This is a genomic window from Chryseobacterium indologenes (assembly GCA_016025055.1).
In the GTDB taxonomy this organism is placed as follows: domain Bacteria; phylum Bacteroidota; class Bacteroidia; order Flavobacteriales; family Weeksellaceae; genus Chryseobacterium; species Chryseobacterium indologenes.
This window is the reverse complement of record CP065590.1, coordinates 4,108,178-4,130,475: the sequence shown is the minus strand read 5'-3', so window position 1 is coordinate 4,130,475 and position 22,298 is coordinate 4,108,178. Positions and strand designations below refer to the sequence as shown.

Below are 22,298 nucleotides of genomic sequence, written 5' to 3'. Positions count from 1 at the left end.
CGACATATGATATTATATGCCTGACAGTCAGGTTTTTAAATTTGTCATTTTTTTCTTTTTTTGTTTGGTGGTTCAGTAATTATTCCTAAATTTGAACTCGCTATTGTTATTTAGAATAATTAAAAACAAAGATAAAAATTATTATTAAACACCAAATTTTTTTTAATGAATTCTTTAGAAATTTTAGATAACGACAGTATGACAGCAGTAAAACTGCTTCCTACAGTCATTGAGATCACATCTCAGGAGCGAAGAATGATAAAAGATGCCGCGGAGCATCTGGAGAAAAAATACGGAAGCTATGAAAACCGTGACTTTATAAAGCATGTGCATCAAATGGCTTCCTATTTTCTACCCGAGAGAATTTTACATATTGCGGCCGATTTTGCGAACGATTTTTCAGAAAATCAATATGGAGCCTTGATTTTCCAGGGATTGATGGATATTGATCAGGAAAGGTTGGGCAGTACTCCACCCAACTGGCAGTCTGCGGATTATGCCAAGTTTAACCTGTATGGTTTTGCCTGCGCATTGATTCACGGAGCTTTACCGTCGAAACCTGTACAATATTATTCACAACGTAAAGGAGGCGGATTAATCCATGCGATTATACCGGATGAAAAGATGCGTGAAACACAGACGGGTTCTGGTTCTGCAACCGATTTGTATGTGCATACGGAAGATGCTTTCCTTAAACATCAGGCAGATTTTCTGAGCTTTATGTACGTGAGAAATGAAGAGCAGGTACCTTCCACCCTCTATTCTATCCGTTCTCACGAATCTATCGGAGAAAATTACAGACCTCTGTTTGAAAAGATGTATAAAATTCCCAAGGATGCCAATCTGGAAACCGGTGAGAGTGAGGAAGAAACGCTGGATTCTGTTTTATATGGGAATTACAAGCTGCCATTCATGAGATTTGATGCTGCAGAACAGCTTTTTAATCCTAGCATTAAACAGTCGGCTGAAGCCCGGCAATGCCTGACGGAATTCTGGGACGACGCAAGACATCTGATTTATTCGGGGTTTACGCCGCAGGCGGGAGATGTTATCTTGGTAAATAATCATTTATGCGCCCACGGAAGATCTGCTTTCCGTGCGGGAGTAAGAAATATTGATGGCATTGAACAAGCATGTGAGAGAAGAATTATGCTTCGCATGATGAGTAAAGTGAGCCTGATCGATATGCGGGCACACACCTTAACTGAAGATCCGTTTTTTGTGATCGAAGAACATTTAGGCAAGAACTTTCAACATTTGTAGTATTAATTAGACTTTTTTTATCGTCCTAAATGGTAAATCCTTTTTAAGCTCGTCTTAAAAAGGATTTTTTATGAAATTTAAATAAAAAAATAAGTAATCCCATCATAGCTAAAAGATATGGGGTCAGCCTTCTGAAATTATTGTTTAAAAAATCGGTTAAACAAAGACAATTGCTCAGATAATGATCTGCTCCAGTATTCCGTAACGTGACCTCCTAAAGATTCTGTATATAAATGCTGAACTTTAGCTTCTGTCAGTTTTTTGTGGAAATTTCTGTTCATTTGAATCATCTGGGTATCATCGGTACCACAGTCGAAAATGTATTGCTGGCCTGCCGTTGCCATCAGTTTTATTTTGTTATCGGTAAGAAAGGTTGGATTGATTGACTCCAACGGACCTAAAACTTTATTAACCATATATTTCTGATATCCTTCCCCGAAAACCGTGAAGTCCAGCGCACCACAGGAACTTCCGACAATGCCGAATGTTTTGTTGTATATAACTCCGATATTAGTAGCTCCGTATCCACCCATACTCCACCCTAAAATACCCCTGTATTTCTTTTCAGACTTTACAGGATAGTTTTTATCCACAAATTCTACCAGCTCTTTACCAATAAAAGTCTGATATTGTGAATCTTTAACCAATGGACTGTCTACATACCACGAACTGTAATTTCCGTCCGGCAATATATAAATGGTTTTATATTCCTGAGCTTTTTTAACCAGATCCGGAATATCCTCTTTAAGAATCCTATCGGGAGTACCACTGAACCCATGGAGGATATAGACCGACGGATAAGTGGTTTTGGGTTGCACATTGGGGGTAATGATAATTGTTTTGATTTTTTTATTCATTTTAGGACTGAAAATTTCCTGATGAATAATTTTCTGAGCTGACATTTGTGTAAAAGCGGTCAGGATGACCACAATGTTGATAAGCTTCTTCATGCTGTTATACTATTTAATTAATGAAAAACATAATATCAGAGCACAAATTTTAATGGAAGTTTTCAGATAACCAGGTATATTGTAAATTGATTTGATAGAGTTATTCTTCTTTTCCAAAAAAATATAATGTGTCTTATCTTATGACAATACAAAGGTGCAGCCAAAAAAGAACAAAAGCCTCAACATATGTTGAAGCTTTATAAATTTATTTCTTTTTTAATGCGACTGAGCTGTGTGGGGGTGATTCCCAGATAAGAAGCGATATGATGCTGCTTGAGTCTTTTATACAGCTTGTTGTTTTCCAGCAGTTGCAGATAACGTTTCTTGGCTGTTTCATATTTAAGGGAAACTTCTAATGGCTCTTTTTCACGACCCAGTTTTTCTCCAGATAATAGGTGTGAAAAAGTGCCAGATCATGGTGTTTTTCAAGCAATTCACGGTAGGGCTTTACAGGATATTGCATGACAGCACAATCTTCTAAAGCTATGATATTAAAATCACTGGGCTCATTTTTGATAATAGCGGCAGTGGAAGCCACGAAGCTGTTTTCTTCAAAGAAAGTCTTGTAGATAGAATCCCCTTGTTCATCAACAGTATAATAACCTATTAATCCGGATTGTAAAAAATAGTAATACCTTGCCATATGACCGGCTTCCAGCAGAAGATCATTTTTGCTGTACTTTTCTTCTGTGCAAATAGCAAGCAGAGCTTCAGCCGTCTCGTCGGATAAAGGATAATATTGATTGGTTTGTTCTAAAAATAGCGATTGATTCATATGTTGGAAATACCTAAAGGCGTAAGTTTTTTGAATGTCATAAGACGCAAGGATTGAATGCTTCTTTTATCATGATGTTTTTATTTGTTCTGGCTGATTTTGTAAATTACGCAGATCTTCTCAATATGATCTGTTTAGTCTCCAGCGTGAAATATTATGCTACGAATGCACGAATTTTTAATGCAAATGCAGGACTGCTTTATAGTATTTTGTTCCCGTTGATTTTGCAAATTACACAGATCTTCCAAATATTATCTGCATATAAATATTATTGCCACTAATGCACGAATAAAATTATACATTGATAACTTATATAAATCTATGTGTACATGTGGTAGAATTATAAAACCACATAGACACATAGAATTTTGGGCTGTAACAAGCCCATGTGTTCGTGTTAGAAGGGTTTACTTCAGTATTTTTTTCATCATCAAATCAATCTGCTCCTCTTCTCCCAGTCTGAAAATATGCTTATCGAATACTACAAATCCGTTCTTTTCATAGAAATTCAAGGCTCTCAGGTTTTCTTCCCAGACTCCCAGCCATAAATAGGATTTTTTGAGATTTTGAGCTGTTTCCAGCGCCTGATTGTATAAAAGCTGGCCTACTTTTTTGCCATGATGACTTTTCTTTACATAGATCCTTTCAATTTCAAGACTGGTATCATCCTGTAATTCGGTCTGTGCTTTTCCGGAATTGACTTTCAGATATCCTACTGGATTGTCTTCTTCCCAGGCAATATAGAAAATAGAGTCCGCATTATTAAGCTCAGATTGTAACTTTCCAGTATTAAAGCTTTCTTCGAGATACATTTTCATGGCCTCTTCGGTATTGTTTTCTGCAAAAGTCTCGGAAAATGTCTGTATGCCCAAAGTTTGTATAATTTCCAGGTCTTCCAGGGATGCTTTATTAATAGTAACAGAGGTCATAGGATAAAAGTTTATGAAAATAATATTTTTTTAAAGGCTTCTGAAGCCAGGTGTACCTGCACACTCCAATCATCTGCTGCGTCACTTCCTGCATCATCAGAGATGTATTTCAAACATAAAAACGGAATATTCTCTTTTTGAGCGATCAGTGCCAACGGATAGGCCTCCATGTCTACAATATTGTAATCCGTTTCGGAATGGTTCATTTCAAAACTATCACCGCTACCGCAGATCCCTTCTTTCAAAACATCAATCATCAGTCCATATTCCAGTACCGGCGGTACACCGGAAAGCGGAGTTTCATAAAGTTTAAATCCCAGTCCTCTTACATCCATATCTCTCTGGATGAATTTGGTACAACATACTACTTCTCCTTTTTGAAAGCCCTTACTTCCTGCAGATCCTAAATTCACAATCAGTTTTGGTTTTCTTGTATGGATCTCTTTGGTTAATTCGATGGCAGCATTTACCTTTCCGATACCAGTAATTAATTTATTTTTATCGTCAAATACAGTTCCTGCTTCAGAATCTAAAGCGAAAACAAAAAGAGTATCTGCTATAGGATATTGTGTTTCGTGATTAATTTTTATCATTGAAATATAGGATTTAAGCAGCTGTTGGTACTGCATTACAAAGATACGATAGTTATCAGAAACAATCAATTCCGCACAAAAATAAACCTCAAAACATTGTTTTGAGGTCTCAATAAATTTTAAATACTGCATCCGTCAGCATCGCATGAAGTGCCATTGCTACCGGAAAGGTCCTTAAGCGGACTTACACTTTCTTTATAGGTTTGCTGAAGGGCATCTTCAAATACAGCAACGGGCTGGGCTCCGGAAACCGCATATTTTCCATTCAGAATGAAAAAAGGAACTCCTGAAATACCATTGTTTCTTGCTTCAAGAATATCCTGATTCACTTGGTAATCCAGTTCGTCAGAACTTACTGCCTTTATTGCTTCTTCTTTGTTGATCCCTAATTTTTCGGCAAGAGAAACCAAAACATTACTATCACCTACATTTTTACCATCAATGAAATGAGCGATGAATAAAGCTTCTTCCATTTCGTTTGATTTATTATACTTTTTGGCAAGATGAAGTAATTTATGGGCCTTGAATGTATTGGTGATCAAAGCTTTTTCAAAATTGAAATCAATCCCTGCATCTTTCCCCATCTGCGTCACCTGGTTCAGCATTTGGGAAGCCTGAGTTTCCGGAAATCCTTTTTTTTCTCTGAAATACTGAAAGGTATCCTGAGTTTTATCCGCTTCTAATGTTGGGTCCAGCTGAAAGCTCTTCCACTCTACTTCTACCTGGTCTTTGAATGGTAATTTTTCTAATGCCTGTTCAAAATTATTTTTTCCGATATAACAAAACGGACACATAACGTCCGACCATATTTCTATTTTCATTGGATGTATTTTATATAATTTAAAGGACAAAGATACAAAATTATTTTAATGTAATAAAATTTGTTACAGTTTAATATTTACACATAGAAATTATCATGTCTTTTCCCTCAACCCTATTTCTTGCCAACATCATCGGATAAGCGGACCTTTCAAAAACTTACGCTATCCATGGGGTAAACTCTACACCTTTTGTAATGTTAATCCACCCTCCCAAGAATTACTCCCATATTTCCAATTGAGGTAGCAGGACTGTTGGCAAATTCTAAGGAATTCTGCAATTGAGTAAGAATATCGATAACTCCAAATTCTGTGGTGATCACGGCTAGAAGACCAAACATCCGATAAAGGTTTGCTCACTAAAAGTGAAAAAACAGGTTAAGGATAAAATCTATTAAGAATAGTTATTTAGGTATTATAGGTTAGTAATCTTGTTAGAATAGGATTATCTCTGCTTACATGAATTTTAACTTTTTATTACAGTGTATATTTGATTCTTACTTGATTTTAAAACACAAAAGTAGGTATATAGACATTTTAAAATCAATAACTTAACATAAAAAAATAATTCTAAATAAAAGGAATTATTTTTGTCTTTTAATAAAAATTAGTTATACTTTGGCCTTTCAAATAATAACTTTTTTGCTATGACAAAAGTTGATAATATTAATGTATCATTCATTAAAATGGAAAAAATAGGTGTTCAAGCAAGTGCTATAGATCTAAAAAAGATCAAGCCCGAAGATCTTATTAGTATAAAAGAAGAGTTATCAAAAGAAGGTTTTATTTTATTTAGAAACCAAGCCCTTGATGATAAAGATCTTATTTCATTGGGCAAACAAGTTGGAAATGGTAGGCTTGAAGCTTCTGCTTTTTCTGTTAATCATGGAAAAGCAATCAAAGAAGTAGGATATATTACTAACTTAAAGCGTCCTGATGGGAGCCCTCTGGGAAATTCCTTAAATACAACAGATTTTTGGCATTCTGATCAAGAATTCAGAGAAAACCCAGCATCTATAGGTATTTTATTTTGTTTAATCCCCCCGGAGAAGGAAGGACAAACAAGCTTTGTAAGTACATCTATGTCTCTTGTAAAAAAAAATAAAATAAAAAAACTTCAAGGATTATGGAGTACAAGAGAACCTGCTGTTGTTCATGATAACGCACCCAGACTTACAGTCTCTCATCCTACAATACTACAAAATCCTTATACTAAAATGGAATTTGTTTATGTAAGTGAAAATACTATCGATTTCAGGGATACTCATAATGCAAAAAAAGAAATAAACAAATATGATATTTTACAAGATTTATTGACTTCTGATAAAATATATTCACATGATTGGCAATCGGGTGATATAATATTATATGACAACGCGCAGTTGTTGCACCGTAGAGAGAAATATGAAGGAATAAGGTTTCTAAAATCCCTTAAAATATATCCAGATGATAAATATAATACTTCAATTCCTGGAAAGGTTATTTCTTAAATAAAAATTTTAATATGGAACAGTTATTTATTTCTAAAGAGCTTTCATCAAAAATTGCAAAACTTATTTATGAAAGCAATGAGTCATACATTTCTTCGAAAGTATTAGTTGCTCCAGAAAGTATACCAATTCGAGTTGGCATAGCCGGAGGGATGCCAAACAATAGTGTTACTGGAGATATTGTCTCTGGGTGTCTATCTGCTAAACAAGCATGTTATGGAATTTGTTTTGCCGCAAAAGGTTTTTGGGGGCAAGGTATTGATTTTGGAATTAGGAGGAAAAATATTTTAGATATCGACTTAATTAAAAAAGACTTAGATGTTTTGCCAAAATCTCAACGGTACTTACGTAACGGCTGGAATAGTGATCCATCATGGGATTGGGATAAAGCCAATAAACTTGCTGAAATTTTAATGAAAAATAATATACTAACAATCTTCATCTCTAAAGTTTTTATCAAACCTTCAAAATAAGTAATGTTACAACTTGTTTCCAATAGAGCAGAGATTAGAGTTTCAATAAGTGCTATGGATAACAATGCACAATTAAAGACTAGATTAGAATTTATACAAGAATATAGAAACTTGGGAGGAATTGTTATACCTATTATAATGTCTGCATCTTATAATATTTATCAACTAAAACAAAGACAAGATAATATAGTAAATTGGTTGGTTGAAAAAGATTTTCTTATTGCTGAGAATAGCTTACGCTTCCCCATGACAGCTGCCGTAACTCAACTAATTGACTTGTCTAAAACTAAGCCGGTATACAATTCTAATGATGTATGGAGTGGAAGACTGTATGAAGATAAAGCAATTTTTCCGACTACAACAAGTATTCCAGATACATATTCAGGGATTTCAACAGCATATAGTTCTAAGTTCAATAAACATAGCTTATCCTTATTATTTGTTGATCCTGTTAAAACGCATGCTGAAGTCATGAGCCATTCAGGTCAATTAATGCCACCTGCCAAATGTGGAATTGCTGAAATGAGAATGGAAACTTCCAATGAATAAAAATTTAGTAGTTGTAAGTATTTAAAAAAATATGAACGAACTATATATTAATAAAGATATAAATTTTATCCATGATACTTTCCTATGAGAGAGAGTACGCGTGCTGGTATATTATGGATGGCTATTTCAACTCTTTTATATGTACTCCAAGAAGCTATTCTAAAAAATCTCACATTAAGTATAGATATATTTAATATAGTTCTGTTTCGAAACATTTTTGGTCTTCTATTTTTCCTACCCTTATTAATACAAGGAAGATTTAAAGGATTAAGAATTGTCAATAAAAAAATGATATTACTTCGAGCAATATTTGGATTTGGAGCAATGGCTAGTTATATTTATGCACTGAAAAATGGAGCCTTTCTTATGATTGGCTCTATTAGTCTTCTAGTCCCATTGATTACTGCTTTTTTAGTTCCAATACTACTTAAAGAAAATATTCCGTCTCGTTTAAAGGTTGTATTTATTTTATCACTTATAGCGGCTATATTTATCACTTTCGGAAAACAACATCTGAAGCAAAGTTTCAATCTTGGGATTATTTTTGTTTTTATATCAATGTTTTATAATGCTGGCATCTTTATTATTATTAAACTTTTGACAAAAAGTGAATCAAACTTTACTATTAGTGTATGGATGAGTATTACACAAATAATGTTTTCTTTACCATTTTCATTTATTTCGTTGGAATGGCCACAAGGCTTAAATATTATGTGGCTAGCTATAGCAGGAATTTTAGCCGCTTTAGGTCAAATAACTATGGCTCAAGCATTAAGGGTTAGTGATACTACTACTATGGTTTCATCATCATTTTTAAGATTTGTTTGGGTTTTCTTACTAAGTATATTCTTTTTTAATGAAACGCCTAATTTATTTGAGATAATAGGAGCCTTGATTCTAGTTTCAGTGAACATTATGGCTATGTACAATAATAAATAATGTGTATTTATAGAAATTAATTTTCTAAATCTTTTACAAAATCCCATATGTTAACCTGTGTTGTCTTTATTAGATTTGCGTTGTATACATCGATTTGTATGGTACTAACAAATTTGTAAGTAGTGGGTAGAATAAAAAAGAGTTCGACAAACAATATCAACAGACAGTATATTCATGAATGTGACCTTATCTATGCAGTATGCAAAATAGGCGGAAGGTGGAAGCTGCTGATTCTGGATAAGTTAAAGGTTGAAAAACTACGGTTCAGCGAGTTGAGAAAATCAATATCAGGAATTACAGAAAGGATGTTCACCTTACAGTTAAGGGAACTTGAAAAAGAAGGTTTGGTAAAAAGAACAGTGTACGCATTGATTCCTCTTCGGGTAGATAATGAACTTACAGAGATGGTAAGAGAGCTTATTCCAATATGGAAGCTGTTGAGCGAATGCGGAGGAAAACACAGTGATTTAATCCAGATTTCGGAAGCTTTAGAAGAAAAATCTTTTTAAACCAAAAGGATTGTATATTTTTGCCCCAAATTCAGGAATAAGATCATTCCTGAATTTGGGGCAAATATCATGAAACCCTACTGAATCAGGATTTATTGACCTTTTGAGCAAACAATATATGAGCAATCAGGGCCAGAACTCCAAATAGGGCTCCTATAAAGCAAACTCCCGTCCATTGGGCTTTTTGCCAGGCTATTGAAGCCAGCCAAGTTCCAAGAGATCCACCAATAAAGTATGCTACCATATAAACGGTATTCAACCGGTTCACAGCATTAGATTTTATAAGAAAATAATTGGTCTGATTCATAATATGACTTGACTGTACTCCAAGGTCTACCAGGATTACGCCTACAATCAGTCCCCAATAGGTCTCTCCTGCAAAATAAGTAAAGCCCCAGCTTCCAATCACGATGAGTAAAGAGTAAAGGATAATCCGGTTGATATCAAAGTATTTTTGCAATTTGCCTACTTTAGCAGCAGCTAAGGCTCCAACCGCTCCTGCTAATCCAAAACTTCCCACCACAGAAGAACCCGCATTAAAAGGAGGTTTCTCCATATGGAAAACCAATGTGGTAAACAATGCACACATCGATCCAAAGGCCATTGCCCCACGGAAAGCTGCCAGTTGGAGAATAGGTTGTGTTCTGGCCAGATGGGCGACAGATTGCATCAATTCTTTATACGTTCCTTTAAAATTTGGGTGCAGTTCCGGAAGCATTTTATAAACGGCGAGCCAAACGAAAACCATTAGCCCCGCGGCTATTCCGAACATGGCCCTCCATCCCCATACTTCACCTACAATTCCTCCTACAAAACGGGACAGCAGAATGCCCAGCAATAATCCTGACATCACAAGACCGATATTCCCGGATTTTTCTTTATCCGAAGAGAGTTCTGCAGCAATCGGAACAAACAGCTGAGGAATCACTGAAGTAGCCCCAATTAATAGGCTTGCGGCGTATAACATCCAGAGCTCAGTGGCAAATGTCATCCATAACAGAGCTCCAAAAACAAGAATTAGATCAATGAGAATTAATTTTTTACGGTAAAATTTATCGCCTAGAGGTACAATTAATAATAATCCTAAGGCATAGCCGATTTGTGTAAGTACAGAGATCCTGCTGGCAGCAGTTTCAGAAACGTTCAGATCTTCTGAAATAAGGGCCAGTAAAGGCTGGTTGTAATAATTGTTGGCGACAACGAGACCTGAAATAATGGCCATCAGCCAGATTACAGCCCGTGAAATATGGGTAGAATTTACCTGCATGTTGAAAATCGGAATTTTATTGTATCACTATAAATTGATGATAAATAGATTACTATCAGTTTTTAAGAGCTCAAAGGTAGTTAATAAAATAAAGAAAGGATATATATTCTCATAGATTTTACAGAGTCAATTCATAGAAAAAAGTTGTTATAATAGGCGTAAATAAAGTATTTCTGAAATTTATATGAATTTATTTTTACTTTTGTGGAACAACACCTACTGTATGAATGATCTAGATTCACAAAAACAGCTTCTCAAAAGATCTGTGGAGGCAAAAGATATTTTCATTCCACATATTTCTGCCGACCCGGTGGTTTTCGGATTTGATAAAAATGAGTTAAAAGTATTGCTTGCCAAAATGCACTATAAAAAACAATGGCTTTTACCCGGTGGCTATGTGGGAAGAGATGAAGATCTGGACGAGGCTGTGATAAGAATTTTAAAATCGAGAGCCGGTGTTACGAATGTTTTTCTTGAGGAATTCGCAGTTTTTGGGAAGAAAAACCGGAGTGAATTTTATTTTGAGGATTTTGATGACAGCCTGTTTCAGAAGCAGCGATTCATTTCGGTGGGATATTATGCCTTGTCAAATTCTTCAGAAATCAATCCGGTGGCTGATGAAATCAGTGAAATATGTGAATGGGTATATCTGAAGCAGCTTCCGGAAATTGATCTGGCGATGGATCATCGGGAAATTATAGAAAAAGCCCTCCTTACCTTACGGGAAAAAATTTCATACAAACCTATTGGTTACAATTTACTTCCTGAAAAATTCACCCTTCCGGAACTGCAAAAACTTTATGAAGCCATTTTAGGAAGAGAACTTAACCGCGGAAACTTTTACCGGAAAATTAAAAATCTGGGAATCCTTAAAAAACTAGAAGAACAAAGACGTGGCGGAGCCCACAAATCTCCCGACCTCTACTCTTTCGATCAGGAAAATTATACAAAAGCACTGGAAAACGGCCTGAATAGCTGGTAAGCTTTTGATTGTTTTTATGGATGGTATATATCGATGAAAATCCTTTTGCATGTGGGAAATATTGAGGAAATTTGCAGGATGAAAATTATTCCGCTTAAAGAAGGCAATTTCTCCGCAAGCAAAACCAAAGATTTTAGCCTTTTAACAGATGAAAGCTTTGATACGGTAAAAGGGATAAAAATGTCTGTACAGCCCTTTCTTATCATTACTGAAAATGATTATATTCTCCTGGATGCAGGTATTGGCTGGAAAAATCAAGACGGTACATCTGTCGTTTCCGGAATTCTCCACAAAGAAAACATCAATCCCGGCCAGATCACAAAACTGTTATTTTCTCATCTCCATAAAGATCATATTGACGGTGCAGTTCAGGTGACGGATGAAGGTTTTGAAGCTACCTTTCCCAATGCCAAAATGTACATCCAAAGACGTGAACTTGATTTTGCTCTGGAAAACAAAGGCAATCCTTCATTTGATTTTGATGTTCTGGAAAAACTTATTGCCTTACCCAATATCATCTGGATGGATGAAGATCAGGGACAAATTACTAACGAGATTTCATATGAAGTGGTTGGCGGACATACGCCTTTTATGCAGGTTTTCTGGATCAGAGAAAACGGTGAAACGGTATTCTACGGAGCCGATGATCTTCCGCAATCTTCCTATTTAAAATATCATGTAGCTTATAAAAGTGATTTTGACGGCAGAAAAGCAATGGAATTAAGGCTCAAATGGGAAAAAGAAGCGGCCCAAGACCGCTGGAAAATACTTCTTTATCATGATTTGGATCAGGCTGTAATTGAAGCCTAAAAAATGGTTTAAATTGCATTAAACCATTTATAGATATCAAATTCCGAAGGAATATTCAGCTTTTTTCTCAGCCGGTTTTTCCTGTTTTGTATTGCTTTTGGAGTTACAAAAATATAGGTTGCTATTTCTTTGGTCGTCATATTGAGCTTAAGATAAATACAAAAGATCAATTCAGAGTTTTTGAGGTTAGGCTGTATGGCGGATAACTTGTCAAAAAAATCAGGATAGACCAATCTGAATTTATTCAGCAGACGGGGAGAATTTGCTTTTGCTAAAGCCATAATTTCATCTTGTACAAGAATCTTTTGGTTCAAATCCTCTGGATTGGATTCAGTTTTTTTGTTTTTCATAATACGTTTTCATCTCTACTAATTTCTGATGCGCAGCTTTTGTGCAACAGTACAAATTCTTTTCTCTTATTTCAATTCGCATATTAAAAGACTATACAAGAATTGCAATTATTCTGATGTATTCAAAATTCAATAAGTTCTATTTAATATAATTCAGTAAAACACCCTGTTTATGTTGTGGATAATGAATTATTGTGTTAAAATATTCACACATTTGAATTTTATCTCATTTTATACAAGGCAAAGAAAGAAAAAATGATTAAAATTTTGTTAAAATGGTGTACCACATACATACCACGTTCTGTCTTTAGGTAAAATATCATAATCGTTTGCCATAAACACTTTCCGATTATTTGGCTGGCATTTTAAATCTGCTGTAAATGTAGCGGGTATTTAGGTTTACTTTTTATGATCCTGATCAATACTTTTACATTTTAAAGAAGATTTGTGGTATGTAAAGAATAATACTTTTTGGTTCGTAAATACGGCCCGGGAAATGTAATAAATGTAAAAAGCCGGATTCGATGTACGATCCGGCCAATTCTGTGTATTGAAAATAAGTTTTTCACTGTTCCTCAATTTTCGGGGTCATGATAGCAGCTTTGTAAAACCTGAAAAATGATGCTAAAACAGTGAAGTCACTACAGATCTAGTTGTCGCTGGAATTCTTCCAGGTATTTTGCCAGATGGATACCGTCTGCCAATCCATGGTGAGCTTCGACAGAGACAGGAAGCCACTTTTTTCCTTCCCGGACACTGAATTTACCAAAAGAGATCTTCGGAACCGATTCGCCGTTATTGAAATCTGTAGGATGAAGGATGGACGTAAAAGAATTCCATGGAATAGTAGTATGTCTTATGTGGTTCTTCCCTAGCCTTTCATTGCTCAAACGAAGTCCCGATGATTCGTGCACTTCTTTTATTTCTTTCTGTAGTTCTGCATTGAAAATTTCAAAATCCTCCGAAAAATGGGTAAATGAAAAACCAAAAGTGCCATCCGGCCTGCCGATCGTACTTCCTGCATGTACGATATCAAACAAAATGACCTTGCCATCGATAATTCTGAGTTTCAATTCATCAACGGTATTCACGGCAACCATCGATTTATGATAATAATAGGCAAAGAAGGAATAACCTTGTGTTTTCGCCGTCTCGTAAGCTTTGGTACAATCTACTTCTGTGGTAATACCCAAATAGGGGCTTGCCATTTTAGAGAAAAATTCAAAATGCTCCCTTCTGTTCCATTGCTCAATATCTACAATCTTCATTGATTTTTTATTTTATGCAAATTTCTGTAAATTTTATAGTACTACAGGGGTCTTATAGTAAAAATTTAATAGAGGCCGTTTTTTAGGATGAGTGTAAAAGTTGAGTTAATCTTACTACCTCAATAATGGTAAATCCAATCTTTGCTTGATCAACAATGTAAAATAAGAAATTAAACCTTTGCCTGATATTTAGATGTAGAGTTATAAAAGCTCCGGGGTTCCCAGGCTCTTTTATATGATCTATTTTTATATAATGCACAATTATTGCTTTGTATAATGCTGAAAATTTATTAAAAAATCTCATACCGGATTATCAAAGAAAAATCAGTAAAATTAATACTATGGAAATACAGAATCTTAGAGGAAATAGCTGGTCAGCAAGAAAGGTTGATTCTATTTACATCGTAAGTGTTGACAATCAGTCAAATATTGTTGAAACTTTAACGGATTTTATCCGGAACCAGGATATTTATGCCGGGGAAGTTACCGGAATAGGTGCCGTGAGCGAAGCTACTCTCCGTTTTTTTAATCCTGCCACAAAAGACTATGTCGATAAGACTTTCAATGAGCAAATGGAGGTTACCAACATATCCGGAAATGTTTCTGAGATCGCGGGCCGGCAAACCCTTCATCTGCACATTACCCTTGGAAGAGCAGATTATACAGCCCTGGCCGGTCACCTTCTGGAAGCCAAAATCAATGGCGCAGGTGAATTTATTTTTTATCCGCTGCCTACAAAAGTTATAAAAATAAAGAATGAAAATATCGGGATCAATTTCTATGATTTTGAAAAATAGAGCCCCAGTGTGTAGAAAGTTTAATTTTTAAGAAAAATTTATTTAAACTGGCTGTCTCTCATATCTAATGGAAAACAGATCATACTTCAGAGACAAAATTGTAAATCATTATACCTCTGTAGTGGTGATTCCGTACTTCTGCTTGAATGAATAATAGAAGTGAGACAAATTTTCAAATCCCAGATCAAGATAAATATCTGAAGGCTTTTGATTCTTGTTTTTGATTAGATAATAGGCTTCCTTCAGCCTCCTTTCTTTCAACCATTGTTTAGGACTCATATTGAATATCTTATTAAAATCCCTTTTAAAACCTGACAGGCTGCGACCCGTTAATCTTGCAAAAGCTTCTGTTGATACATTAAACATGAAGTTTTTGTTCATAAATTCCTTCAAATCAATCTTATGAGGTTCCGAAAAATCAAACAGGAGATTTTTGACATCAGGATCAGTCTCAAGAAGAAGTTCTATAGCTTCTTTTACCTTTAAAACGGCTAACCTTGGAGGAACTTCCTTCATTTTATACACATACGGGATAAGTGACGTAAAATAGGCTTTAAAAAAATCATCAGATTCAAAAAATAGCCGTCGGTTATCCGAAAACGCCGCGTCCGTCACAATTTTATTTTCCGCCGAATATTGCCTCAGGGTTTCATCATCCAGTGTAATAGAAAGAAACTGGTATTTTTCATTTTTCGCAGGATACTTTATGGTCCTGATCAGTTGATTTTTCCTGACCAGAACCACAGTATTTTCTTTAATTACAGTTTTACCCTGCTCATGAAAAGCATGCGTTTCTCCCGACAGCTGAAATCCTAAAAAATGATCAGGAATGAACTCCTCATGCCCTTTGTAAGATTCAAAAGCACAAGAATATACCAGCTTGTCAAATATGATTTCAGAAGTCTTTTCCATCGTACAAATATCTGAAATTTAAGCGATAACAGACGCTCCTGCTGAAGCAATTTCTTTATCCTGTCCGGGACTTCCGCCGGAAGACGCAATAGCACCCATGATTTTTCCATCATAATCTTTAATCACCACACCGCCTGCGATGGTTAAAAGACCGTCATTCGAGTTAATCATACCGTATCCGTGCATTTCTGCTCCGGCAACAATACTTCCCATCATATCACTGTCAACTCCAAACATAGCGGCTGTACGGGCTTTTTTTATCGCAAATTCTATCACTCCATACACGCTGTCGAGCCTTGCGAAAGCAACTATGTGGCCTCCTTTATCTACCACGGCGATACTTACCGGAATTCCCAGTGATTTTGCTTTTTCTACTGCAGATTGCAGTGCCTTTTGTGCGAGATCATAGCTTAAATCCATATCATTAGCTTTTTGCAGTCCAGGCTTCTGCCTGAAGTTGTTTTACAAAATCCTCTGTTTCCTTCGGATGCACATTTCTGAAGTTGCTGTTTTCATCCAATGCTACATTTACAATGACCTCTGCCATAGATTGTGGATCAAGCTGATGGGCAAGAGATTCTGCAGCGCCATCAAAGGCTGATTCAGGTGTGAAATTGATAGCAGGATCATACCAACGGAATATGGAATCTACCCCTCTATCATTGAAACCTGTACCGAATACTCCCGGATTGCAGGTCGCGATTTTGATATTAAAAGGGGCGAGTTCCGTTTTTAAACCCTCGGCAATAGCTTCCATCGCATGTTTTGAAGCACAATAAGCAGCAACATAAGGTACCGTCCAGAGACCTCCCATCGATGTGGTAAACACAATCTTACCGGCTTTTTTCTGTTCAATAAATTTTTTAACAAAACCCTGAGCCAGTTCCAGTCCCCCAAATACGTTGACATCAAACATGGAACGGATTAATTCTATTGGTTGTTCGGCTATAGGCCCTCCTTCCATAATTCCTGCATTGCTTATTAAAATATCAATGTCATACTTTTTCAAGATATAAGCAATATCTGTGGAATTGGTTACATCAAGTTTATCAACGGTCAGGTCGATTCCCAGTTCTTTGGCTTCACGGATCAGATCACTCATTTGAGGATAAACCTGTGCAGTGGCAATTACTTTATGCCCTTTCTTAGCAAGATCGAAAGCGGCAATCTTTCCGAATCCACTTGCTGCTCCTGTAATCAGAATTGTTTTATTCATTGTATTTTTTTTTAAAATCATAATACAAATTTCAAAGATTTCCAGTCTGTATATATTGCTGTAAAGTTCATTGTTTTAGTGTCCAGAGGCTCACTTTATTTCAATCAGTATACACACTTTAGAGCTTGGCTTTATTACGGTTAAACCTTATAGCCGGTCATCTTCAAAATGTTTAAAAACATACCACGTAAGCTCAGTTACTGATGAGAGGTTAGAATAAAATCAATACTTTATTGTAATTTGGTTAAGTTTTTGAAGCATATCCTATAAACCCAATCACACCATTGAAATTAATCACATTTACTAAAAAAGGAATTTACTGTCCTCAGGGGAAATTTTATATAGACCCCTGGAGACCTGTAGACATGGCCGTCATTACCCACGGACACGCTGATCATGCCCGGTGGGGAATGAAAAAATATCTTTGCCATCATTTTACAAAACCTATTTTGCATCAACGCATAAGCCCGGATATTGAATGCCAGAGTCTTGAATATGGAGAGAAAATCAATATGAATGGTGTACAATTGTCATTGCATCCTGCAGGTCATATTATTGGCTCGGCCCAGATAAGATTGGAATATAAAGGTTATGTAGCTGTTATCTCAGGTGATTACAAAGTCCAGGAAGATGGTTTAAGCACTCCGTTTGAACTGGTGAAATGCAATGAGTTTGTCACTGAAAGTACCTTTGGACTTCCTATTTACAACTGGCTTGAAGTTCCGGATTTAAATAAGAAACTTCAAAACTGGGTATTAAAAAATAAAGAAAACAATAAAACATCCGTCTTTATCGGCTATTCTTTAGGAAAAGCACAGCGAATTATGAAAGCGGTGGAAGGTTTGGGACAAATCTATGTCCACTATTCTATCGGAAAATTAAACGAAGCATTTGAGGCGGTGGGAGTTGCCCTTCCGGAATATACCGTCGCGGATTTCAGGGAACGCCCCAAAGAAACGCAACATGAAATAGTGATAGTACCGCCGGCTCTGCTGGACAGCAATATTATCAAGAAAATTCCAGATCCGGCAACAGCAATCTGTTCAGGTTGGATGCAGGTGCGCGGTGCACGAAGATGGCGAAGCGCTGACGCCGGATTTGCCATGAGTGACCATGCCGACTGGAAAGGATTATTGCAAACGGTAAAAGCCACAGAAGCAGAGCTTGTACATGTGACCCATGGGCAGACAGAGGTTTTTTCCAAGTATCTGAATGAAATAGGAATTCGGTCGGATGTGGTGGAAACTCTCTTTGGCGAAGATGAGGAAGAAGCTGAAAAGGAAACCTTAGAAACCCCGGAACCATGAGACATTTTGCAGAATTAATCAACGCGCTGGAAACCACCAACAAAACCAATGCAAAAATTGATGCGATCATTGACTATCTTGAGCGTGCTCCTGACGATGATAAAGTATGGTTTATCGCTTTGTTTACCGGTAAACGCCCCAAAAGGAATGTCAACACTAATTATATGAAGGAATGGGCTTTGGAAATCACAAAACTTCCATTATGGCTGTTTCAGGAAAGCTATTCTTCCGTAGGAGATCTTGGCGAGACCCTTTCACTAATCCTTCCTCCACCCGGGGAAAAAATAGACCGTACATTATCACAATGGATGAATGACATTGTGGATTTAAAAAAATAAGACAGAGGCTGGGAAGAAAGAATTTGTACTTCAATCATGGAACGGTCTCGATTATACAGAACGTTTAATTTTCAATAAATTGATCGGAGGCAGTTTTCGGATCGGGGTTTCCGATAAAACATTGATTAACGCCCTGACAAAATTTTCGGGACAGGAATCCAGTGCTCTTATGCACAGCCTGATGGGAAAATGGCTTCCGGATGAAACGTCTTTCCGGGAGCTGATAACCGCTGAAAATATCAATCCTGACGATTCAAAACCCTATCCGTTCTGCCTCGCCTATCCTTTGGAAAAAGCTCTAGATGAGCTTGGAGAGCCCGGCGAGTGGATGGCAGAATACAAATGGGACGGAATCCGCGGGCAGATTATCCGGAGAAATGATGAAATCTTTATATGGTCACGGGGAGAAGAACTCATTACCGAACAATTTCCTGAAATTGTGGAAACTGTAAAAAATATGAAAGGAAGTTTTGTTTTAGACGGTGAAATACTTGCCGTAAAAGATGATAAGGTTTTAAATTTTAATGAATTACAAAAAAGATTAAACAGAAAAACCTTAACAAAAAAATGCTTTCTGAAATTCCTGTCCAGGTGTTTGCCTATGATCTTTTGGAACTTGAGAATAATGATTTGAGAGACAAACCCATTTCAGGAAGAAGAGCTATGCTGGAAGAATTATTATTAAATGAAAACCCTGAAAACATAAGAATTTCAACAATAGTAGATTTTGAAAAATGGGATGAGCTGGATGCCATCCGTGAGAACTCAAGATCAGTCAATAGCGAAGGATTAATGCTGAAACAAAAAAGATCTCCCTATCATGCCGGTCGTAAGAAAGGTGACTGGTGGAAATGGAAAATAAATCCTTTTACCATAGATGCCGTTTTGATCTATGCTCAAAAAGGGAGTGGCAGGCGAAGTGCCTATTATACTGATTATACCTTTGCCGTAAAGAATGGAGACAGCCTTGTAACAATAGCAAAAGCCTATTCGGGGCTTACAGATAAAGAAATTATGGAAGTCAGCCGTTTTGTTACCAAAAACGCCATTGAAAAGTTTGGTCCTGTACGAACGGTAAAAGCAGAACTCGTTTTTGAGATTGCTTTTGAAGGAATAGGCTTCAGCAACCGACATAAAAGTGGTGTCGCCCTTCGTTTTCCGAGAATTGTAAGATGGCGGAAAGATAAAACAGTGAACGAAATTGATGACCTTGAAGAAATTAAAAAACTGATACAATAATTTGGCAGCATTTGAACATACAGATGGTTTTAAAATCATTCAGCAATGGATGACAGATAAAGGAATGTCTCCTTTTAAATTCCAGACCGATACATGGCGCAAATTTCAAAACGGCTATAGCGGAATGGTAGTGGCACCTACGGGATTCGGAAAGACATTTTCTGTTTTTTTGGCACTGATTTCAGATTTTCTCAATCATCCCGAAAACTATAAAAAAGGACTGCAGATGATCTGGATCACGCCTCTGAGATCCTTATCAAAAGATATTGCCAAAGCCATGCAGGAAGCGATGGACGAAATCGGACTGGATTGGGTTGTCGGGGTACGAAACGGAGATACTGATCCTAAAGTAAGGCAGCAGCAGGTGAAAAAAATGCCCGAAATTCTGGTGGTCACTCCTGAAAGTCTCCATTTACTTTTAGCACAGAAAAATCATGGAACTTTTTTCCGTGATATGAAATCCATTGTTGTAGATGAGTGGCATGAGCTCCTGGGATCAAAACGTGGTGTCATGGTAGAGCTGGCCATATCACAACTGAGAAAGTATGTTCCAAAAATGAAAATATGGGGAATTACGGCAACCATTGGGAATCTGGATGATGCCATGCATATTCTCATTCCCTATGACATTAAAAAGGTAAAAATCACGGCAAAAGAACATAAAAAAATCGATATCATCCCTGTATTTCCTAATGAAATAGAAATATTGCCCTGGGCAGGTCATCTCGGGAATAAGCTGGCTGATAAAGTAGTTCCCATTATTCTAGATTCAAAATCGACCATCGTTTTTACAAATACGCGAAGCCAGAGTGAAATGTGGTATCAGTTATTACTGGAAGCCTATCCTGATTTTGCAGGCCAGATTGCCATCCATCACAGTTCTATTGACGCTCATTTACGAATCTGGATTGAAGAAAACCTGAGTTCCGGAAAACTAAAAGCCGTTGTTTCCACTTCTTCTTTAGACTTGGGAATAGATTTTAAGCCTGTGGATACTGTCATTCAAATTGGTTCTGCAAAAGGAGTAGCGCGGTTTTTACAGCGGGCAGGACGTAGCGGGCACTCCCCTTTTGAAACCTCTAAAATTTATTGTGTCCCAACCCATTCTTTAGAGCTGATTGAAGTGTCTGCATTGAAAGAAGCGGTAAAACAAAAAGTGGTAGAGCCCCGGGAGCCTCAGGTTCTGTGTTTTGATGTGCTGGTGCAGTTTCTGATGACACTTGCTGTAGGAGATGGTTTTTATCCTGATGAAACCTACGAAAGAATCAAAAAAGTATATGCATTCCAGGAAATAATGGATGAAGAATGGAAAAGTATCCTGGAATTTCTGACTATTGGTGGAAGTGTTTTAAAAAGTTATGAAGAATTCCATAAAATTGTCATCATGGACGACGGGCTCTACAAAGTGACTTCCAGGAAAATAGCAATGCTGCACCGTATGAATATGGGAGTGATCGTAAGTGATGCCATGCTGAAAGTAAAATTTATTTCCGGCGGGTATATCGGAATGATTGAAGAATACTTTATTTCAAAATTAAAAAAAGAAGAAAAATTTATTCTGGCAGGACGAACTCTTGAAGTAGCCATGATCAAAGATATGACCGTCTATGTAAGGTCTGCCAAAGGAAAAGCACTGGTGCCAAGTTATCTTGGAGGTAGATTACCCTTAAGTTCTAATCTTGGACATTTTTTAAGGGAAAAACTTTCGCATGCGTTAAGCCCGAAGACTTCGGAAAAAGAGCTGAAATTTTTACATCCGTTATTAACCAATCAGGAAAAAAACTCACACATTCCCAAGGAGAACGAATTCCTTGTCGAATTGATTAAAAACCGTGAAGGATATCATCTTTTTATGTATCCTTTTGAAGGTCGCCTGGTACATGAAGTCATGGCTGCTCTGATCGCCTACCGGATTTCAAAACTGGCTCCCATATCCTTTTCCATGGCAATGAATGATTATGGATTTGAGCTTTTCAGCGATAAAGAAATACCTCTTAACGAAGAAAATCTCCATCAGGTGCTGACAAGGGATCAGTTGATGACAGATGTGATTGCCAGTATCAATTCTGCAGAAATGGCAAGAAGGAAATTCCGTGATATTGCTGTGATTTCAGGAATGGTCATTCAGAACTATGCGGGCCAGCAACGGTCTAATAAGTCTCTGCAAAGTTCTGCAGGACTTATTTTTAAAGTCCTTGAAGATTACGATTCCAATCATTTTCTTATCAAACAGGCATATACTGAAGTGTTTAATATGCAGCTTCAGGAACAAAGGCTTGTGGAAGCTTTTAAAAGAATCGAAAAATCTCAGATTATTCTGAAACGTTCCCGTTCCTTTACCCCACTCAGCTTTCCTATAAAAGTAGACAGCCTGAGACAAACGCTTTCCAGTGAAGGATTAGACGCAAGGATCAGGAGAATGCTTAAACTATAAAACACTTTTTGTGAAAGGACACAATGAGCAGTATTTGTACCGATTGATGACAAAAATCACTTGACTCCTCCCAATAATTATCGTAAATTA

General features: G+C 36.7%; 22 protein-coding genes and 2 pseudogenes. 12 read left to right on the top strand and 12 right to left on the bottom strand.

Features of this window, described 5'->3' with window-relative positions; translation table 11 throughout:
* The first annotated feature begins 165 nt into the window (after positions 1-165).
* Positions 166-1,263, top strand: a complete 1,098-nt coding sequence (locus H3Z85_19055) for a TauD/TfdA family dioxygenase (GenBank protein ID QPQ51372.1) — start codon at positions 166-168, stop codon at positions 1,261-1,263.
* Positions 1,264-1,400: 137 nt separating this feature from the next.
* Here the strand turns inward: H3Z85_19055 and H3Z85_19050 are convergent, their stop codons facing one another.
* The 6 genes and pseudogenes from H3Z85_19050 to H3Z85_19025 all read right to left on the bottom strand — a co-directional run bounded on the left by H3Z85_19050 (position 1,401) and on the right by H3Z85_19025 (position 5,669).
* Positions 1,401-2,213: an esterase family protein gene (locus tag H3Z85_19050; GenBank protein QPQ51371.1), complete on the bottom strand. Its 813-nt coding sequence runs from the start codon at positions 2,211-2,213 to the stop codon at positions 1,401-1,403.
* 197 nt (positions 2,214-2,410) lie between these two features.
* Positions 2,411-2,988, bottom strand: a pseudogene (locus tag H3Z85_19045) (Crp/Fnr family transcriptional regulator).
* Positions 2,989-3,395: 407 nt separating this feature from the next.
* Positions 3,396-3,917: a GNAT family N-acetyltransferase gene (locus H3Z85_19040; GenBank protein QPQ51370.1), complete on the bottom strand. Its 522-nt coding sequence runs from the start codon at positions 3,915-3,917 to the stop codon at positions 3,396-3,398.
* Between the two features lie 11 nt (positions 3,918-3,928).
* Positions 3,929-4,510: a nucleosidase gene (locus tag H3Z85_19035; protein ID QPQ51369.1), complete on the bottom strand. Its 582-nt coding sequence runs from the start codon at positions 4,508-4,510 to the stop codon at positions 3,929-3,931.
* Between the two features lie 119 nt (positions 4,511-4,629).
* Positions 4,630-5,331, bottom strand: a complete 702-nt coding sequence (locus H3Z85_19030; GenBank protein ID QPQ51368.1) for a DsbA family oxidoreductase — start codon at positions 5,329-5,331, stop codon at positions 4,630-4,632.
* A 197-nt stretch (positions 5,332-5,528) separates the two neighbouring features.
* Positions 5,529-5,669: a hypothetical protein gene (locus H3Z85_19025; GenBank protein ID QPQ51367.1), complete on the bottom strand. Its 141-nt coding sequence runs from the start codon at positions 5,667-5,669 to the stop codon at positions 5,529-5,531.
* A 306-nt stretch (positions 5,670-5,975) separates the two neighbouring features.
* Here H3Z85_19025 and H3Z85_19020 point away from each other — a divergent pair, with 306 nt between their 5' ends.
* The 5 genes from H3Z85_19020 to H3Z85_19000 all read left to right on the top strand — a co-directional run bounded on the left by H3Z85_19020 (position 5,976) and on the right by H3Z85_19000 (position 9,288).
* Positions 5,976-6,818 (top strand): TauD/TfdA family dioxygenase, encoded by an 843-nt coding sequence (locus H3Z85_19020; protein QPQ51366.1) that lies wholly within the window; start codon positions 5,976-5,978, stop codon positions 6,816-6,818.
* Positions 6,819-6,832: 14 nt separating this feature from the next.
* Positions 6,833-7,291 carry a hypothetical protein gene (locus H3Z85_19015; GenBank protein QPQ51365.1) on the top strand — a complete coding sequence of 153 codons (459 nt, stop codon included), beginning with the start codon at positions 6,833-6,835 and terminating at the stop codon, positions 7,289-7,291.
* Between the two features lie 3 nt (positions 7,292-7,294).
* Complete coding sequence (locus H3Z85_19010) at positions 7,295-7,840, top strand: hypothetical protein (GenBank protein ID QPQ51364.1); 546 nt, start codon at positions 7,295-7,297, stop codon at positions 7,838-7,840.
* A gap of 84 nt (positions 7,841-7,924) precedes the next feature.
* Positions 7,925-8,779 carry a DMT family transporter gene (locus H3Z85_19005; GenBank protein ID QPQ51363.1) on the top strand — a complete coding sequence of 285 codons (855 nt, stop codon included), beginning with the start codon at positions 7,925-7,927 and terminating at the stop codon, positions 8,777-8,779.
* A 122-nt stretch (positions 8,780-8,901) separates the two neighbouring features.
* A complete protein-coding gene (locus H3Z85_19000; GenBank protein QPQ51362.1) occupies positions 8,902-9,288 on the top strand; it encodes a helix-turn-helix transcriptional regulator in 387 nt (128 codons plus the stop codon).
* A gap of 85 nt (positions 9,289-9,373) precedes the next feature.
* Here H3Z85_19000 and H3Z85_18995 read toward each other — a convergent pair whose 3' ends face one another.
* Complete coding sequence (locus H3Z85_18995) at positions 9,374-10,555, bottom strand: MFS transporter (protein ID QPQ51361.1); 1,182 nt, start codon at positions 10,553-10,555, stop codon at positions 9,374-9,376.
* A 223-nt stretch (positions 10,556-10,778) separates the two neighbouring features.
* On the opposite strand from H3Z85_18995, the gene H3Z85_18990 reads away from it, so the two are divergent.
* Positions 10,779-11,537, top strand: a complete 759-nt coding sequence (locus H3Z85_18990) for an NUDIX hydrolase (protein ID QPQ51360.1) — start codon at positions 10,779-10,781, stop codon at positions 11,535-11,537.
* 78 nt (positions 11,538-11,615) lie between these two features.
* On the top strand, positions 11,616-12,347 hold the full coding sequence (locus H3Z85_18985; GenBank protein ID QPQ51359.1) for an MBL fold metallo-hydrolase: 732 nt from the start codon (positions 11,616-11,618) through the stop codon (positions 12,345-12,347).
* An 8-nt stretch (positions 12,348-12,355) separates the two neighbouring features.
* On the opposite strand, the gene H3Z85_18980 is transcribed toward H3Z85_18985, so the two are convergent.
* A complete protein-coding gene (locus tag H3Z85_18980; protein ID QPQ51358.1) occupies positions 12,356-12,697 on the bottom strand; it encodes a hypothetical protein in 342 nt (113 codons plus the stop codon).
* A 641-nt stretch (positions 12,698-13,338) separates the two neighbouring features.
* Complete coding sequence (locus tag H3Z85_18975) at positions 13,339-13,965, bottom strand: chloramphenicol acetyltransferase (GenBank protein ID QPQ51357.1); 627 nt, start codon at positions 13,963-13,965, stop codon at positions 13,339-13,341.
* Between the two features lie 341 nt (positions 13,966-14,306).
* Between H3Z85_18975 and H3Z85_18970 the strand changes: the two genes are divergently transcribed.
* A complete protein-coding gene (locus H3Z85_18970; GenBank protein ID QPQ51356.1) occupies positions 14,307-14,762 on the top strand; it encodes a DNA-binding protein in 456 nt (151 codons plus the stop codon).
* Between the two features lie 108 nt (positions 14,763-14,870).
* Here the strand turns inward: H3Z85_18970 and H3Z85_18965 are convergent, their stop codons facing one another.
* From H3Z85_18965 to H3Z85_18955, 3 genes are read right to left on the bottom strand one after another with little or no spacing between them, the layout of a single operon-like run.
* A complete protein-coding gene (locus H3Z85_18965) occupies positions 14,871-15,674 on the bottom strand; it encodes a helix-turn-helix transcriptional regulator (protein QPQ51355.1) in 804 nt (267 codons plus the stop codon).
* Between the two features lie 18 nt (positions 15,675-15,692).
* A complete protein-coding gene (locus H3Z85_18960; protein QPQ51354.1) occupies positions 15,693-16,094 on the bottom strand; it encodes a heme-binding protein in 402 nt (133 codons plus the stop codon).
* Between the two features lie 4 nt (positions 16,095-16,098).
* The gene (locus H3Z85_18955) at positions 16,099-16,890 is read right to left on the bottom strand and encodes an SDR family oxidoreductase (GenBank protein ID QPQ51353.1); all 792 of its coding nucleotides are present in this window, start codon (positions 16,888-16,890) and stop codon (positions 16,099-16,101) included.
* Between the two features lie 284 nt (positions 16,891-17,174).
* Between H3Z85_18955 and H3Z85_18950 the strand changes: the two genes are divergently transcribed.
* The 3 genes and pseudogenes from H3Z85_18950 to H3Z85_18940 all read left to right on the top strand — a co-directional run bounded on the left by H3Z85_18950 (position 17,175) and on the right by H3Z85_18940 (position 22,208).
* The gene (locus tag H3Z85_18950; protein ID QPQ51352.1) at positions 17,175-18,197 is read left to right on the top strand and encodes a ligase-associated DNA damage response exonuclease; all 1,023 of its coding nucleotides are present in this window, start codon (positions 17,175-17,177) and stop codon (positions 18,195-18,197) included.
* A pseudogene (locus H3Z85_18945) lies at positions 18,194-19,774 on the top strand (ATP-dependent DNA ligase). Before H3Z85_18950 ends, H3Z85_18945 begins: the two are co-directional and overlap by 4 nt.
* Positions 19,775-19,823: 49 nt before the next feature.
* Positions 19,824-22,208, top strand: coding sequence for a ligase-associated DNA damage response DEXH box helicase (locus H3Z85_18940; GenBank protein ID QPQ53951.1), 2,385 nt, complete (start codon positions 19,824-19,826; stop codon positions 22,206-22,208).
* Positions 22,209-22,298 lie beyond the last annotated feature (90 nt).